The 14,871-nt window shown below is 61.5% G+C and carries 20 protein-coding genes; 11 read left to right on the top strand and 9 right to left on the bottom strand.

The features are described 5' to 3' along the window. Positions 1 to 58: 58 nt before the first annotated feature. Both CQ002_RS14335 and CQ002_RS14340 read right to left on the bottom strand, forming a co-directional pair. A complete protein-coding gene (locus CQ002_RS14335; RefSeq protein ID WP_034109308.1) occupies positions 59 to 745 on the bottom strand; it encodes an LrgB family protein in 687 nt (228 codons plus the stop codon). Beyond that, complete coding sequence (locus tag CQ002_RS14340) at positions 735 to 1,106, bottom strand: CidA/LrgA family protein (protein WP_034109309.1); 372 nt, start codon at positions 1,104 to 1,106, stop codon at positions 735 to 737. Before CQ002_RS14340 ends, CQ002_RS14335 begins: the two co-directional genes overlap by 11 nt. Before the next feature lie 111 nt (positions 1,107 to 1,217). Between CQ002_RS14340 and CQ002_RS14345 the strand changes: the two genes are divergently transcribed. Continuing rightward, a complete protein-coding gene (locus tag CQ002_RS14345) occupies positions 1,218 to 2,114 on the top strand; it encodes a LysR family transcriptional regulator (RefSeq protein WP_105162845.1) in 897 nt (298 codons plus the stop codon). On the opposite strand, the gene CQ002_RS14350 is transcribed toward CQ002_RS14345, so the two are convergent. Beyond that, positions 2,095 to 2,550 carry a flavodoxin gene (locus CQ002_RS14350; protein WP_034109311.1) on the bottom strand — a complete coding sequence of 152 codons (456 nt, stop codon included), beginning with the start codon at positions 2,548 to 2,550 and terminating at the stop codon, positions 2,095 to 2,097. The two genes, CQ002_RS14345 and CQ002_RS14350, sit on opposite strands and share 20 nt — an antisense overlap. Before the next feature lie 129 nt (positions 2,551 to 2,679). On the opposite strand from CQ002_RS14350, the gene CQ002_RS14355 reads away from it, so the two are divergent. Both CQ002_RS14355 and CQ002_RS14360 read left to right on the top strand, forming a co-directional pair. After that, complete coding sequence (locus CQ002_RS14355) at positions 2,680 to 3,147, top strand: PAS domain-containing protein (protein ID WP_105162846.1); 468 nt, start codon at positions 2,680 to 2,682, stop codon at positions 3,145 to 3,147. A gap of 59 nt (positions 3,148 to 3,206) precedes the next feature. Continuing rightward, entirely contained in the window at positions 3,207 to 3,812 is a 606-nt protein-coding gene (locus CQ002_RS14360; RefSeq protein WP_034109313.1) for a hypothetical protein, read from the top strand. 2 nt (positions 3,813 to 3,814) lie between these two features. Here CQ002_RS14360 and CQ002_RS14365 read toward each other — a convergent pair whose 3' ends face one another. After that, complete coding sequence (locus tag CQ002_RS14365) at positions 3,815 to 4,774, bottom strand: MerR family transcriptional regulator (protein ID WP_105162847.1); 960 nt, start codon at positions 4,772 to 4,774, stop codon at positions 3,815 to 3,817. A 213-nt stretch (positions 4,775 to 4,987) separates the two neighbouring features. Between CQ002_RS14365 and CQ002_RS14370 the strand changes: the two genes are divergently transcribed. The 6 genes from CQ002_RS14370 to CQ002_RS14395 all read left to right on the top strand — a co-directional run bounded on the left by CQ002_RS14370 (position 4,988) and on the right by CQ002_RS14395 (position 7,998). After that, complete coding sequence (locus CQ002_RS14370) at positions 4,988 to 5,548, top strand: antibiotic biosynthesis monooxygenase (RefSeq protein WP_034109315.1); 561 nt, start codon at positions 4,988 to 4,990, stop codon at positions 5,546 to 5,548. A gap of 58 nt (positions 5,549 to 5,606) precedes the next feature. Beyond that, the gene (folM, locus tag CQ002_RS14375) at positions 5,607 to 6,317 is read left to right on the top strand and encodes a dihydromonapterin reductase (RefSeq protein WP_034109316.1); all 711 of its coding nucleotides are present in this window, start codon (positions 5,607 to 5,609) and stop codon (positions 6,315 to 6,317) included. 20 nt (positions 6,318 to 6,337) lie between these two features. Next, the gene (gene folE / locus CQ002_RS14380) at positions 6,338 to 6,898 is read left to right on the top strand and encodes a GTP cyclohydrolase I FolE (RefSeq protein WP_025858052.1); all 561 of its coding nucleotides are present in this window, start codon (positions 6,338 to 6,340) and stop codon (positions 6,896 to 6,898) included. Positions 6,899 to 6,900: 2 nt separating this feature from the next. Beyond that, entirely contained in the window at positions 6,901 to 7,293 is a 393-nt protein-coding gene (folX, locus tag CQ002_RS14385; RefSeq protein ID WP_034109317.1) for a dihydroneopterin triphosphate 2'-epimerase, read from the top strand. A 77-nt stretch (positions 7,294 to 7,370) separates the two neighbouring features. Further along, positions 7,371 to 7,667 (top strand): DUF1244 domain-containing protein, encoded by a 297-nt coding sequence (locus CQ002_RS14390; RefSeq protein ID WP_034109318.1) that lies wholly within the window; start codon positions 7,371 to 7,373, stop codon positions 7,665 to 7,667. Continuing rightward, a complete protein-coding gene (locus CQ002_RS14395; RefSeq protein WP_177431170.1) occupies positions 7,660 to 7,998 on the top strand; it encodes a HopJ type III effector protein in 339 nt (112 codons plus the stop codon). The genes CQ002_RS14390 and CQ002_RS14395 overlap by 8 nt, the downstream gene beginning before the upstream one ends. Positions 7,999 to 8,142: 144 nt before the next feature. On the opposite strand, the gene trxB is transcribed toward CQ002_RS14395, so the two are convergent. Then, a complete protein-coding gene (gene trxB, locus CQ002_RS14400) occupies positions 8,143 to 9,105 on the bottom strand; it encodes a thioredoxin-disulfide reductase (RefSeq protein WP_105162849.1) in 963 nt (320 codons plus the stop codon). Between the two features lie 283 nt (positions 9,106 to 9,388). Between trxB and cysZ the strand changes: the two genes are divergently transcribed. Both cysZ and CQ002_RS14410 read left to right on the top strand, forming a co-directional pair. Next, positions 9,389 to 10,156 carry a sulfate transporter CysZ gene (gene cysZ / locus CQ002_RS14405; protein ID WP_098467357.1) on the top strand — a complete coding sequence of 256 codons (768 nt, stop codon included), beginning with the start codon at positions 9,389 to 9,391 and terminating at the stop codon, positions 10,154 to 10,156. A gap of 54 nt (positions 10,157 to 10,210) precedes the next feature. Then, positions 10,211 to 11,413, top strand: a complete 1,203-nt coding sequence (locus CQ002_RS14410) for a glycosyltransferase family 1 protein (protein WP_034109321.1) — start codon at positions 10,211 to 10,213, stop codon at positions 11,411 to 11,413. On the opposite strand, the gene CQ002_RS14415 is transcribed toward CQ002_RS14410, so the two are convergent. From CQ002_RS14415 to proB, 4 genes are all read right to left on the bottom strand, one after another. After that, positions 11,382 to 12,485, bottom strand: a complete 1,104-nt coding sequence (locus CQ002_RS14415; RefSeq protein WP_105162850.1) for an NADH:flavin oxidoreductase — start codon at positions 12,483 to 12,485, stop codon at positions 11,382 to 11,384. The two genes, CQ002_RS14410 and CQ002_RS14415, sit on opposite strands and share 32 nt — an antisense overlap. 160 nt (positions 12,486 to 12,645) lie before the next feature. Continuing rightward, complete coding sequence (locus tag CQ002_RS14420; protein WP_034109323.1) at positions 12,646 to 13,128, bottom strand: glutathione peroxidase; 483 nt, start codon at positions 13,126 to 13,128, stop codon at positions 12,646 to 12,648. A 101-nt stretch (positions 13,129 to 13,229) separates the two neighbouring features. Further along, positions 13,230 to 13,694 (bottom strand): CreA family protein, encoded by a 465-nt coding sequence (locus CQ002_RS14425; protein ID WP_034109324.1) that lies wholly within the window; start codon positions 13,692 to 13,694, stop codon positions 13,230 to 13,232. A gap of 15 nt (positions 13,695 to 13,709) precedes the next feature. Next, positions 13,710 to 14,828 carry a glutamate 5-kinase gene (gene proB, locus CQ002_RS14430; RefSeq protein WP_034109325.1) on the bottom strand — a complete coding sequence of 373 codons (1,119 nt, stop codon included), beginning with the start codon at positions 14,826 to 14,828 and terminating at the stop codon, positions 13,710 to 13,712. Positions 14,829 to 14,871: the final 43 nt, after the last annotated feature.

Below are 14,871 nucleotides of genomic sequence, written 5' to 3' on the forward strand. Positions count from 1 at the left end.
CAGCTTGATGACCGTACGAGTCAGTGTTGAGAATAGTTTAAATTGCGCACAAGCAGTGTCAGAGAAGTGCCGCCAATAAAGGCACGGCAAACAGGTTGAGCAAGCCCGTCAGCACCATCACCAACCCTGCGACCGAGCCCTCTTCGCCCCCCACTTCATGCGCCCGGCTGACGCCCGCACCGTGGGCCCCTACCCCGAATAACGCGCCCCGCGCCAGAGGCGTGCGCAACGGTAACCACTTGAGCAGCACGCCGCCGAGCATGGCGCCAAACACACCGGTGAACATCACGAACACCGCCGTCAGCTCCGGTACCCCGCCAAGGTCGGAGGACACCGGCATGGCAAACGGCGTGGTAATGGAGCGCGGCACCAGCGACATCGTCACCGCACTGTCCAAGGCCAGGGCTTTGGCCAGGCCGAACGAAGTGGCGATGGACGCCGCGCTGCCCGCGACCATCCCCAGCAACAACGCCGACCAGTGCCGCGCCAACAGCCGCCGCTGTTGCCAGATCGGCACGGCGAACGCCACGGTCACCGGCCCGAGTACCAGCATCAGCCAGTGGGTGTCGGCCGCGTATTCGGCGTAGGCCGTGTTCATGGGCACGGCCACCGCCAGCAGCAGTACAGGCACCAGGATCAACGGCGACAACAGGTAGCGACCGGTACGCCGGTAGATCCAGCGGCTGAAGATGTACGCCCCCAAGGTCAAGGCGAGCCAGAACACCGGCATCAGTTCAAGCTTCATGGCGCAGCCTCCAGCGGCAGACCAGCTCCACGGTGAACGCCGTGACCAGCATCACCGCCAAGGTACTGAAACCGATCACCAGCAGGATGCGCCAACCGTCATTGCGCAGCAGGCCACCATAGTCCAACAGGCTCATCAAGGCGGGGATGAAGAACAGCAGCATCTCGGCCATCAGCACGCCCGCGCCCAATTGCAGGGCCGCCGGCTTGACCAGGCCGCTGGCGAAGGTTGCCAACAACAGGCCCAGGCCCACGACGCCACCGGGAACCGGCCACTTCAACCACACGGCCAGTTGGCAGCCAAGCAGGTAGATAGCCAGCAGTACGACCAGTTCAATGAACAAACGGATAAAACGTTTCATGGGCTTTGGGTCCTCGCAGGCGCTCATTTTAGAGAGGCTCGCCCCATCCCCACAGCGAATTGTTAGACTGCCAACCATTCCACTCTGGAATACGACGCCGGGAATCGCACCATGGAATTCAAACAGCTGCGCAGTTTTGTCGAAGTGATCCACCAGGGCGGATTTACCCAGGCCGGCAAAACCCTGCATATCAGCCAGTCTGCTGTCAGCAAGCAGGTCGCGCACTTGGAGCAAAGCCTCGGCACGCCACTGCTTGACCGGATAGGCTCGCAGATCCGCCTGACCGCCGCTGGCCACGTGGTACTGCAACGTGCCGAAGCCATGCTGCGCCTGCAAAACGAGCTGCTCAGCGAATTGGATGACATGCAGCAATTGACCCGCGGTGAATTGCGCCTGGGCCTGCCACTGCTGGCGGGCGACACCTTGTTCGCGGGGCTGTTTGCCGAATACCGCAGGCGTTATCCGAACGTGACCACCCAACTGCTGGAAGGCGGCAGCCGCAATATCGAGCAGGCCATCCTGAGTGGTGAACTGGAAGTGGGGGGCAGCTTGAAGCCCAGCGACCCGGCATTTGCCTGGCAAGCGTTCTGCGACGAGCCACTGGATGCGTTATTGCCGATCGATCATCCCCTGGCGGATAACGCCCAGGTACGCCTGGAGGAGTTGGCGGAGACGCCGTTCCTGATGTACCAGCGCAGCTTCGTGCTGAACGACCGCCTGATGCAGGCATGTGAGCAACTGGGGTTTACGCCGAAGGAAATCGGTCGCAGTGGCCAGGCGGACTTCCTCGCCGCCCTGGTCGCCGCCGGCCAGGGCGTGGTGCTGCTGCCCAGTGTGGTCGCCCGTGGGCTGGTGCGGCCAGGCGTGGTACGCCTCACATTGAAGGCACCCGAGTACCTGCGCTGGGACATTGCGTTTATCTGGCGTGAAGGCGCCTATCTGTCGAAGGCCGCCCAGGCCTGGCTCGCGTTGCTGCGCGAATTTCCGGTCAAGCGCGCAGTGCAGTGACCAGTTCAGCCAGCCATGGCTCGGCATCGGCTTCCGGCGTGACGCTTTCACTGGCGTCCAGGCGCAGCATCGGCAGCACTTCGCGCACGCCCAGTTCGGCAAACAGCTCGCGCATCTGCTCACCGCCGCCACAGAACGTGTCGCCATAGCTGGCGTCGCCCAGGCCGATCACCGCACCGGGCAGGCCGCGCCAGGCGGCCGGCAGTTGGTCGCGAATCATCGAATACAGCGGTTGCAGGTTGTCGGGCAGTTCGCCCATGCCGGTGGTGGAGGTCACCGCCAGGAAAGCGTCCGGCGCAAACGCCTGCACATCCGCCAGGCTGGCGCGAGGGTTGTGCCAGGCCTCAAAACCGGCGGCATTGAGGATACCGGCAGCGTGACGGGCAACTTCTTCAGCCGTGCCGTAGACCGAGCCGGAAAGGATGGCGACTTTCATCAATCTGATCCTGTAGTTGAGCGAAAGCCTGGGATATTAACAGCTGGCGCAAATATTTCGGCGCACCCCGTGCAACATTCAGGGCATGTCATAAACTGCCAACTTCAATCACAAGCCATGGACCGCTCAATGATTAACGCCAAGCTGATGCAACTGGTCGTGAACGCATCCAACGACGGTATCGTCATTGCCGAACGCGAAGGCAAGGACAAGCCGCTGATCTATGTCAACCCGGCATTCGAACGGCTGACCGGCTACACCCTTGATGAAATCCTTTATCAGGATTGCCGCTTCCTCCAAGCGGGCGACCGCGACCAACCGGCCCTGATGGCCATCCGCGATGCCTTGGAAAGCAGCGGATCCTGCCGGGAAATCCTGCGCAATTATCGCAAGGACGGCAGTCACTTCTGGAACGAGCTGTCGCTTTCAACGGTATACAACGAGGCCGACAAGCAGACTTACTTTGTCGGTGTGCAAAAGGACGTCACCCTCCAGATCAAGGCCCAGCAACGCGTGGCTCAACTGGAAGCCGAGCTGGCGCGGGTCGGGGCCGAGCTGGCGGCGCTCAAAGCGACGAGCGGATCTAACAAAATTTAGAAAATACGTTCATTACGGAGGATAATGGCATTTTAACACCCCCTCACCGAGCTCGATCGATGCAACGCGATGCGCTTCTGACCCAGGATGAGCTGGATTTCATTCAGAACATGCAGCACAACCCACAGCTCAACCTGCGGGATGCTTCGTCGAGCCTGACCGTCAATGGCGGCGCGCAACTTCGCGATTTGCTCACTCGGCTGGCCGCCCACGACCACGTCACCCTCCAGGCGCAATTCGATAACCAGCAACTCACCTTCCCCCTGCACCTGGTAGAGGATGAGTTTCATGCCGTGCATTTGCGCTTGGGTGTGCCGAGCATTTTCGAAGACGGGCCGATGATCCGCCCGTGGCGCCTGGCACTGGAATCACCCGTAGCGCTGGAAAACATCAAGGGCACCCCGGGCGCACTGTGGGTGCATGAGGTGTCATTCAAGGGTGTGCTGGTGGAGATTCGCGGCAGGATCAAACCGCCGAAAACCTTTTCCCTGTGGTTCAGCCCCTCGGGCTATGAACGCATCGCACTGCGCGGCACGTTCGAGCGGGAAACTGCACGGGGGTTGTTTGCCTACCGCCTGAACCAGGGCGACGTGGATGAAACCGAGCGCCTGCGCCAATTCATCCTGCACCAACACCGCCTGGTCCACCCCCAGATGCACGCCTGAGATCAGGTATCCAGCGTCCCGCCGAGAAACTGCTGCAAGCGCTGCTGCATCGAGCGACCGTCATTGCCCAGGCAGCCGATGGACGTGCCCGACAGCCCTGCCCCGGCAAGGTCAGAGGCTGCACCGGCGAGGAACAGCGGGCAATCCAGGGTCAACGCCAAGCGGTTCAGGCGCGCAGCCAGATCCTGGTTGTGTGAGTGATTGGAAAAGAGGACGAGCCCTTGGGGCCGAGTCTTTTCACAGACCAGCGTCAATTCATCAAGCGGTTGCCCCATGGGCAGCACCTGCACGGCCAGCGCATCTCGACTCATCATCAACGCGGCAACCAGCAACTCCAATTTACGGCACTCGCCGGGAATGGCCGCCAGCAAAACCCGTGGAGCCTTCGTGGCACATGCCAGGCGCAGGCGCTCCAAGGCACGCACTTGCAGGAAACTGTCGAGGAACAGCCATTCGCTGGCCTGGCCAAAACGGCCCTGGTGGCGTAGCAGGTTGCTCCACAGAGGCATCAGGATGTCCTGGAACGCCACGCTGAGCGGGTAGCTGGCGAGCACCTGGCCATAGAGGCTTTCCAACTGCCGGTCGTCGAATTCACTGACAGCCTGCATCAGCCGCACCTGCCATTGCGGCCATTCATTTTCCTCGACCGTATCTCGCTCGGCCCGTACCGCTTCGGCCTGCTGATCGTCACGGGCGAGAATCTTGCCCACCTTGCTCACGGCCACGCCGCGCTCGATCCAGTCGAGAATACGATTGACGGTCTGGATATCGGTCTTGGAGTAGAGTCGGTGCCCACTTTCGGTGCGCGTGGGCTGGATCAGCCCGTAACGTCGCTCCCACGCACGCAATGTCACCGGGTTGACACCTGTCAGTCTCGAAACTTCACGAATAGGAAACAACGCATCGGCATCCGAACGGATACCGTGGACTATTTCGCGATGAGGCACAGTAATTTCGGGCATTTGAGGTCGGAAACATCCGTGTAAATGTGGGTCCCATTTAACGCCGAATCAACTGTCCGATTCAAGCAGCCAGGCAAACCGACCGAAGTGTCTGGCGTATTTTTGCAAAACAGGAATAATCCTTGCCTGTTTTTTAGCGCAGCCGCATTACCCCGCGGCTACGCCTGTGTGCCACCTACCCGGTCCAGCGCACCCGATTACTGGAGATACATAATGTCTACCTCACCCGTCACCCTGATGGTTGCGCGCCGCGTGGCCAAGGGTCGCTACGAAGAACTGATGGCCTGGCTGCGCGAAGGCGAGCAATTGGCCACGGACTTTCCCGGCTACCTGGGTTCAGGCGTCCTCGCGCCACCGCCCAATGATGATGAATTCCAGATCATATTCCGCTTCGCCGATGAGAAGACCCTGCATGCCTGGGAGTTTTCCGCCTCCCGCAGCGCGTGGCTCAGCCGTGGCAGCGACTTGTTTGCCGACCCATCCGAGCACCGCGTGCGCGGCATCGACGGCTGGTTCGGCGCGGTAGGGGCACGTCCGCCGCGCTGGAAGCAGGCAGTAGCGATCTGGCTGGCGTTTTTCCCGGTGTCGCTGCTCTTCAACTTCGTCCTGGGCCCGCTGCTGGGCGAGTTGGACCTGGCGCCACGCGTGCTGGTCAGCACCCTGGCGCTCACGCCCCTGATGGTCTACTGGTTCATCCCGCTGTCGACCCACCTGTTGGCGAATTGGCTGCATCCTGCCCCGACCCCGCGCAAGGCCACCGAAGCCGCGGCGTGAATACACGGGGTGGCCGGTCGCTGGTATAGTTTCAATCTGCCAGCGATTCGAGCCCCCCATGACCGCAACAAATGCCCCGATCCTGATCACCGGTGCCGGCCAACGTGTCGGCCTGCATTGCGCCCAGCGCCTGCTGGACGAGGGCCAATCGGTCATATTCAGCTACCGTAGCGAGCGCCCCGGCGTGCACGCGCTGCGCGAACGCGGGGCGATCGGTGTGTTTGCCGACTTTTCCAGCGAAGCCGGGATCCTTGCGTTTATCGCTGAGCTCAAGAACCTGACGCCCAGCTTGCGGGCCATCATCCACAACGCTTCGGCCTGGGTTGCAGAAACCCCGGGTGACGAGAGCCGCGCCTTGATCGACATGTTCAGCGTGCACATGCTTGCGCCGTACCTGATCAACCTGCATTGTTCACCCTTGCTGCAACGCTCTTCACCCGCCGACATCGTGCATATCAGCGATGACGTGGTGCGCAAGGGCAGCCGCCAGCACATCGCCTATTGCGCCACCAAGGCCGGGCTCGACAGCCTGACCCTGTCGTTTGCCGCGCAGCTTGCGCCGCTGATCAAGGTCAACGGCATCGCTCCGGCAATGGTGATGTTCAACGACGGCGATGACGCAGCCTACCGCGCCAAGGTGCTGGCCAAGTCGGCACTGGGCATCGAGCCCGGGCCCGAAGTGATCTACCAGAGCGTGCGTTACCTGCTGGACAACCCCTATGTCACCGGTACCACCCTGACCGTCAACGGCGGGCGGCATATCAAGTAAGCCGTTTGTGAGGATGTTGTATGACCTTATCCCTGCCCCACCATTACCGCGAGATCCTCAAGGGCTTGGGCGAAGACCCCGAGCGCGAAGGCTTGCTCGATACGCCCAAGCGCGCCGCCAAGGCCATGCAATACCTGTGTCATGGCTACGAGCAGAACCTGGAAGAAATCGTCAACGGTGCGCTGTTTGCCTCTGACAATGACGAGATGGTGATCCTCAAGGACATCGAGTTGTACTCACTGTGCGAACACCACCTGCTGCCGTTTATCGGCAAGGCTCACGTGGCCTACATTCCGACCGGCAAGGTGCTGGGCCTGTCGAAACTGGCGCGCATCGTCGACATGTTCGCCCGCCGCCTGCAGATCCAGGAAAACCTCACGCGGCAGATCGCCGACGCCATCCAGGACGTGACCCAGGCCGCCGGCGTGGCCGTGGTGATCGAAGCCAAGCACATGTGCATGATGATGCGCGGCGTGGAAAAACAGAATTCAACCATGAACACCTCGGTGATGCTCGGCGCGTTCCGCGAGTCGAACACCACGCGCATGGAGTTCCTGCAACTGATCGGACGGAGCAAGTAGCAATGCCACAACTTCAACCAGGCATGGCGCGCATCCGGGTCAAGGACCTGTGCCTGCGCACCTACATCGGCATCAACGAGGACGAGATCCTCAACAAACAGGATGTGCTGATCAACCTGACCATCCTGTATGCCGCCCAGGACGCCGTGCGCGACAACGATATCGACCACGCGCTGAATTACCGCACCATCACCAAGGCAATCATCGCCCACGTCGAGGGCAACCGTTTTGCCCTGCTGGAGCGCCTGACCCAGGAGTTGCTTGACCTGGTGATGAGCAACGAGTCGGTGCTGTACGCCGAGGTCGAAGTGGACAAGCCGCATGCGCTGCGCTTTGCCGAATCGGTGTCGATAACGCTCGCGGCGAGCCGCTCAACCTCAAGCGATAAGCTTTAAGCCACACGTTAACGCCAATCTCACTCCAACTTGCAGCTTGAAGCTTACCCGCTTGAAGCTGTCTCGAAGAGACCGCCATGAACGACCAACAACGCCTTGAACTCGAAGCCGCCGCCTTCCGCCGGCTGGTGGCCCACCTGGACAGCCGCAAGGATGTGCAGAACATTGACCTGATGAACCTCTCGGGCTTCTGCCGCAACTGCTTGTCCAAGTGGTACAAGGCCGAAGCCGATGAGCGCCAGATCGAACTGAGCCTCGATGATGCCCGTGAAGTGGTGTACGGCATGCCGTACGCCGAGTGGAAAGCCCAATACCAGAAAGAAGCCAGCGCCGACCAGCAGGCCGCGTTCGCCAAAGGAAAACCCCATGACTGATCTGAACACCCTGCGCGCCAGCCTCAACAGCGGCGAACACGTTTTTGCCGATACCCTGGCGTTTGTCGCTGCCGGTTATGACTACCAGCCGCAAGCCTTCACCAACGGCGATGTGGAAAACGCTGCCGGGCAGAACGAAGGTTCGTGCAAGACACTGGGATTGGCATTGCTGGAAGGGTTGAGCGATCAGGAAGCGTTGCTGGCGTTTGGCGAGCATTACCGTTCGGTGGTGGCAACGCCTGAGGGCAGCGACCATGGCAACATCCGTGCATTGATCGCCAATGGCTTGGCCGGTGTGGAGTTCAGCGCACACCCCCTGACCCGCCGCTAACCCGGTCAGCGTGCCCGCGATGGTGATGGTGCCTGGTGCACCGTTATCGCAGGCAAGCCAGCTCCCACATGTGTTCTTGGGTGTTAGTTAAATCGCGGAAATAAAAAAACCGGCCTCAGGGCCGGTTTTTTTAGGTCAACGGGTTCAGAACGAAGCGTTCTGCAGGCCGTCGAGGTAACGCTCTGCGTCCAATGCCGCCATGCAGCCGGCGCCGGCCGAGGTGATGGCCTGACGGTACACGTGGTCAGCCACGTCACCGGCAGCGAAGATACCTTCGATGTTGGTGGCCGTCGCGTTGCCTTCACGGCCGCCCTGCACCACCAGGTAGCCGTCTTTGGCTTCCAGCACGCCTTCGAACAGCGAGGTGTTCGGGGTGTGGCCGATGGCGATAAACACGCCGTCGACTTTCAACTCGTCGTAGCTGCCGTCGTTGTTTTTCAGGCGCGCACCGGTCACGCCCATGTTGTCGCCCAGGACTTCGTCCAGGGTGGCGTTGAGCTTGAGGATGATCTTGCCTTCAGCCACACGGGCGTGCAGCTTGTCGATCAGGATCTTCTCGGCGCGGAAGGTCTCGCGGCGGTGAACCAGGGTCACGGTGCTGGCGATGTTGGCCAGGTACAGCGCCTCTTCCACGGCTGTATTGCCGCCACCGACGACGGCGACCGGCTTGTTGCGGTAGAAGAAACCGTCGCAGGTCGCGCAGGCGGACACGCCTTTGCCCATGAACGCTTCTTCCGATGGCAGGCCCAGGTAACGGGCGCTGGCGCCGGTGGCAATGATCAGCGCGTCACAGGTGTAGACGCCGCTGTCGCCGGTGAGGCTGTAAGGCTTCTTGGAGAAGTCGACCTTGTTGATGTGATCAAACACGATCTCGGTTTCGAAGCGTTCGGCGTGCTCTTTCATGCGCTCCATCAGCACCGGGCCGGTCAGGCCGTGGACGTCGCCCGGCCAGTTGTCGACTTCAGTGGTGGTGGTCAACTGACCGCCCGCCTGCATGCCGGTGATCAGCAACGGCTTGAGGTTGGCCCGGGCAGCGTAGACGGCAGCGCTGTAACCGGCAGGGCCGGAACCGAGAATAATCACTCGCGAATGACGGGTATCAGACATGACTCACTCCTATCGACCACCCGGAGTACAAGGTGGCTGGAATAAAAAAGGGACCACGAAGCACTTGGGGAAGGCTTGAACTCGCAGGCCCTGAAAAATAATGGGTGCAGCGTATCGAGGGGGGCAAGATTAAGGAAATACGGAATAACAATCCAGCTCATAGGTGGTCTCTATGCAGTCCACACGATTAATCGACGGCTTTGTTACCACGGATGTCGCCGCTTTCGCCTTGAAGGCAAAGCCGGTAAGGTCGGCGCGTTCGTTCCTTTGCTCGGAGTTCTCCATGCCCGCCCCTGCTCTTTCCGGCCCGCAATACCTGCGTGAAGGCCTCAAACTGGTGTTGAGCCCAGGCCTGCGCCTGTTTGTGCTGTTGCCGCTGACGATCAACCTGGTGCTGTTCGTCGGCTTGATCTATTTCGCCGGCCATCAGTTCAGCCTGTGGGTGGACCACTTGATGCCGACACTGCCGAGCTGGCTGAGCTTCCTGAATTACCTGCTATGGCCATTGTTCGTGGTGCTGGTGGTGCTGATGGTGTTTTTCACCTTCACGATGCTGGCCAACATTATCGCGGCGCCCTTCAACGGCTTCCTGTCAGAGAAGGTCGAAGTGGTCGTGCGAGGCACCGATGACTTCCCAGCCTTCAGCTGGGGCGAGTTGATCGCCATGGTCCCCCGCACCCTGGCGCGGGAAATGCGCAAGCTGGGCTACTTCCTGCCACGGGCCATCGGCCTGTTTATCCTGTCGTTCATTCCAGTGGTCAACCTGATCGCGGCACCGCTTTGGCTGTTGTTTGGCGTGTGGATGATGGCGATCCAGTACATCGACTACCCGGCCGACAACCACAAGCTGGGCTGGAACGAAATGCTCGCCTGGCTGCGCCAGAAGCGCTGGCAGAGCATGAGCTTTGGCGGGATCGTTTACCTGGTGCTGCTCGTGCCGGTGGTCAACCTGCTGATGATGCCGGCGGCGGTGGCCGGGGCCACGTTGTTCTGGGTGCGCGAGCAAGGGGCCGAGGCAATGGCACAGCAGCAAAAAGTGACCACGTCATAAATCCATCATCTCGATGACACAATGACGACATGGCCTACAGCGACACTGTGGGTCATGACGACAGCTTCGCTTCACATCACCCTCATCACCGAAACCTTCCCGCCAGAGATCAACGGGGTGGCCAATACCCTTGGCCGCCTGTGCGAGGGGTTGCGCGCTCGTGGCCATCAAGTCGAGCTGGTGCGCCCGCGCCAGGGCGTCGACCAGAGCCGCCCCAGCGACGACGCGCTACTGCTGTGCCGCGGCTGGCCGCTGCCGGGTTATCCGGGCCTGCAATGGGGGCAGTCGTCGATGCACAAGTTGCTGAGGCGCTGGACGCGCCAGCGCCCGGACGTCCTGTACATTGCCACGGAAGGGCCCTTGGGCCTGTCTGCCCTGCGCGCGGCACGTCGCCTGGGAATCAGCGTGGTCAGCGGCTTCCATACCAATTTCCAGCAGTACTCGAACCAATATGGTTTGAGCCTGTTGAGCCGTATGGTCACTCACTACCTGCGCTGGTTTCACAACCGTTCGACCCTGACCCTGGTGCCCAGCGCCAGCCAGCGGCTGGAGTTGGAGCGCCGGCATTTCGAGCGCCTGGGAATGTTGTCCCGCGGGGTCGACAGCCAGTTGTTCCACCCGGCCAAGCGTGACAATGCATTGCGCGAAAGCTGGGGCCTGGAAAACGACGACATTGCAGTCCTGCATGTCGGGCGCCTGGCGCAGGAGAAGAACCTGGGGCTGCTCAAACGCTGCTTCGATACGCTGCAGGATGCTTATCCCTGGCGCCGGCTGAAGTTGATCATCGTCGGCGATGGCCCGCAGCGCCCGCTGTTGGAGCAGGAACTGCCCGACGCGGTGTTCTGCGGTACCCAGCGCGGCGAAGAGCTGGCCCGGCACTATGCTTGCGGGGATCTGTTCCTGTTCCCCAGCCTGACCGAAACCTTCGGCAATGTGGTGCTAGAGGCCATGGCTTCCGGGCTCGGCGTAGTGGCGTACGACCAGGCGGCCGCAACCCAGCATATTCGTCATGGCTACAATGGCGTACTGGCGATGCCGGGGGATGAGAATGCTTTTTGCGATGCCGCCATCTGGTTGCTGGAAGAGCGCGAGACCTTGCGCCGGGCTCGACTGAACGCTCGCCAACATGCCAGCCGCCAGGGCTGGCCGGCGATCATCGAGCAATTCGAACGCCAGTTACGCGGTGTGTGTGAGGACGGGCACCCACTGCCCGTCCTGTCGCCACTTACACCAGGGTCGTCAACGCCTCACGACTGAACGGCAGGATGTCACCCTCGCGCCCTTCGCGCACTTTCACGGCCCAATCCGGGTCCACCAGCAATGCACGGCCCACGGCCACCAGGTCAAACTCGTCGTTGTTCAAGCGCTCCAGCAGCTTTTCCAGGCTGGCCGGTTGCGCGACCTTGTCGGTGTTGACCATGAACTGCAGGAACTCGCCATCCAGGCCAACGCTGCCCACGGTGATGGTCGGCTTGCCGGTGAGCTGACGGGTCCAGCCGGCCAGGTTGAGGTCGGAACCTTCGAATTCAGGCTCCCAGAAACGGCGTGTAGAGCAGTGGAAAATGTCCACGCCGGCGTCAGACAACGGCTTGAGAAATGCTCCCAGCGCCTCCGGCGTTTGCACCAGGCGCGCGGTGTAGTCCTGTTGCTTCCACTGGGAGAAACGGAAGATGATCGGGAAGTCCGGGCCCACCGCAGCACGCGTGGCCTGGATCAGCTCGATGGCAAAGCGCGAGCGGTTGGCCAGGCTGCCGCCGTATTCGTCCGTACGCTGGTTGCTGCCCTCCCAGAAGAACTGGTCGACCAGATAGCCGTGGGCGCCGTGGATTTCCACGCCGTCCATGCCGATGCCCTGGGCATCCTTGGCGGCTTGGGCGAAGGCGTTGATGACATCCTTGATGTCTTGGTGGGTCATGCCGTGGACGACCACGTTGCCGTCCTTGAGTTTCTCCATCGGACCGTAGGCCGGCACGCTGGCATCAGGCTCGGTGCCAATACGGCGCACACTGCCCACATGCCAAAGCTGTGGAACGATCTTGCCGCCCTCGGCGTGCACGGCGTCGACGACTTTCTTCCAGCCGGCCAGCGCGGCTTCACCATAGAAATGCGGGACGTTTGGGTAACCGTTGGACGCCCGGTGGCCGACCACGGTGCCTTCAGTGATGATCAGGCCCACGCCGGCAGCGGCGCGGCGGCGGTAATACTCGATCACCTTGGCGCTGGGTACGCCACCCGGGGAAAACGACCGTGTCATTGGCGCCATGACGACGCGGGTCGACAGTTGCAATGCACCGAGCTGGAAAGGTTTGAACAAGGCTTGGACGGGCATGGGAGCGCTCCACGGAAGACAGGGTTTATGATGTCGATAATATGGGCAGCGCGCCGTGCAGGATAGCACTATTGATCTGGGTGATTAAGGGGTAAAAGCAGGACGCGGAGCATCCGAAGGGCATTCCCACGCGGGGCGTGGGAACGATCGAACCGGTGTTTCAGGCCAGGGCTTTTTCGATGGCCTGGACCACCGACGGATCATCGGGCGGCGTACGCGGAGAAAAGCGCGCGAGTACCCGTCCATCCTTACCCAGCAGGAATTTCTCGAAGTTCCAGGTGATATCCCCAGGAAACTCGGCGCCCTCACCCGCCAGCAGGCGGTACAGCTGATGACGATCAGGACCGTTGACCTCAAGCTTGCTGCCCAACGGGAACGTCACGCCGTAGTTCAGGCTGCAGAACGACTGGATCTCTTCCTCGGTACCCGGCTCCTGCCCTGCAAACTGGTTGCACGGCAGGCCGAGCACGGTAAATCCCTGGTCCTTGTACTGCTGGTAGAGGTTTTCCAGCGCGGCATATTGCGGGGTCAAACCACATTTGGAGGCCACGTTGACTACCAGCACCACTTGCCCCTTGAAGGGCGCCAGTGGCAGGTCTTGTCCGTCCAAAGCTTTGAGTTTCAGGTCGTGGAAAGCACTCATGACGAACTCCAGATATCCCATGTTCTTCGCATTGCGGCCTTTCGAGATTACAACCCGCAAGCCTGCAATCATAGACGCCGATTACAAAACTCGCCTGCGGGTTACTGAGCGGTCGGCCAGGGCAGAATCGGAATGGCCGTCACGGCGTTCTGCGGGCTGCCTTCGATCAGGCGGTCGCTATAGACCAGGTACACCAGGGTGTTGCGCTTCTTGTCGAGGAAACGTACCACCTGCATGGTCTTGAACACCAGCGAGGTGCGTTCCTTGAAGACTTCGTCGCCGTCCTTGAGCTCGCCCTTGAAGTGGATCGGGCCCACTTGGCGGCAGGCAATCGAGGCTTCGGCGCGGTCTTCGGCCAGGCCCAGGCCGCCCTTGACGCCGCCGGTCTTGGCACGCGACAGGTAGCAGGTCACGCCGTCGACCTTGGGGTCATCGAAGGCTTCGACCACAATCCGGTCATTGGGGCCGACAAACTTGAACACGGTCGACACTTGGGCAATTTCTTCAGCCGAGGCCAGCAGTGGCATGGCCAAAAGCAAGCCGAGCAATACTTTCATTGAGCGCATCGTGTATTCCTTTGATTAGACCAGGATCAGGTTATCGCGGTGCACCAGTTCCGGTTCGGCCATGTAACCCAATAATCCGACAATCGCATCGGACGATTGTCCAATAATCTTCTGCGCTTCCAGGGCACTGTAGTTCGCCAGGCCGCGGGCGATCTCGCGACCGTCCGGCGCCACGCACACCACCATCTCGCCACGGCGGAAACTGCCCTGCACCAACTTGACGCCCACCGGCAGCAAGCTCTTGTTGCCTTGGGACAGGGCCGACACCGCGCCGTCGTCCAACACCAGCGTGCCACGGGTTTGCAGATGACCGGCCAGCCACTGTTTGCGCGCCGCGAGCATGCCGCGTTCCGGCGACAGCAGCGTACCAATGCGCTCCCCGGCCTTGAGGCGGTCCAGCACGCGGTCCAGGCGCCCACCGACGATGATGGTGTGGGCGCCGGACCGTGCGGCCAGGCGCGCTGCACGCAGCTTGGTCTGCATGCCGCCACGGCCCAGGGCGCCGCCGACGCTGCCGGCCACGGCGTCCAGCGCAGGGTCATCGGCACGCGCCTCGTAGATCAGTTGGGCGTCGGGGTTGTTGCGCGGGTCGGCGTCGAACATGCCGTCGCGGTCAGTGAGGATCACCAGCAGGTCAGCTTCCACCAGGTTGGCCACCAGGGCGGCCAGGGTGTCGTTGTCGCCGAAGCGGATTTCGTCGGTGACCACCGTGTCGTTTTCGTTGATCACCGGCACCACCTTGAGCTCCACCAAGGCGCGCAACGTACTGCGGGCGTTGAGGTAGCGCTTGCGGTCGGACAGGTCGTCGTGGGTCAGCAGGATCTGCGCCGTGTGGCGGCCGTGCTCGGCAAAGCTGGATTCCCAGGCTTGCACCAGGCCCATCTGGCCGATGGCGGCGGCGGCTTGCAGCTCGTGCATCGCGCTGGGTCGCGCGGTCCAGCCGAGGCGGCTCATGCCGGCGGCAACCGCCCCGGACGACACCAGCACCAACTCGACACCGGCCTCATGCAAGGCCACCATCTGCTCGACCCAGACACTCATGGCTGCGCGATCCAGCCCCTTGCCATCCGCCGTCAACAGCGCACTTCCGATCTTTACGACCCAGCGCTGTGCACCTGTCACTTTGCTCCGCATCATCTTCAACCTTAGATAGAGGGCTGCACGCGACCCAGCGCCG

It is taken from the genome of Pseudomonas sp. MYb13 (assembly GCF_002980075.1).
Lineage (GTDB): Bacteria > Pseudomonadota > Gammaproteobacteria > Pseudomonadales > Pseudomonadaceae > Aquipseudomonas > Aquipseudomonas lurida.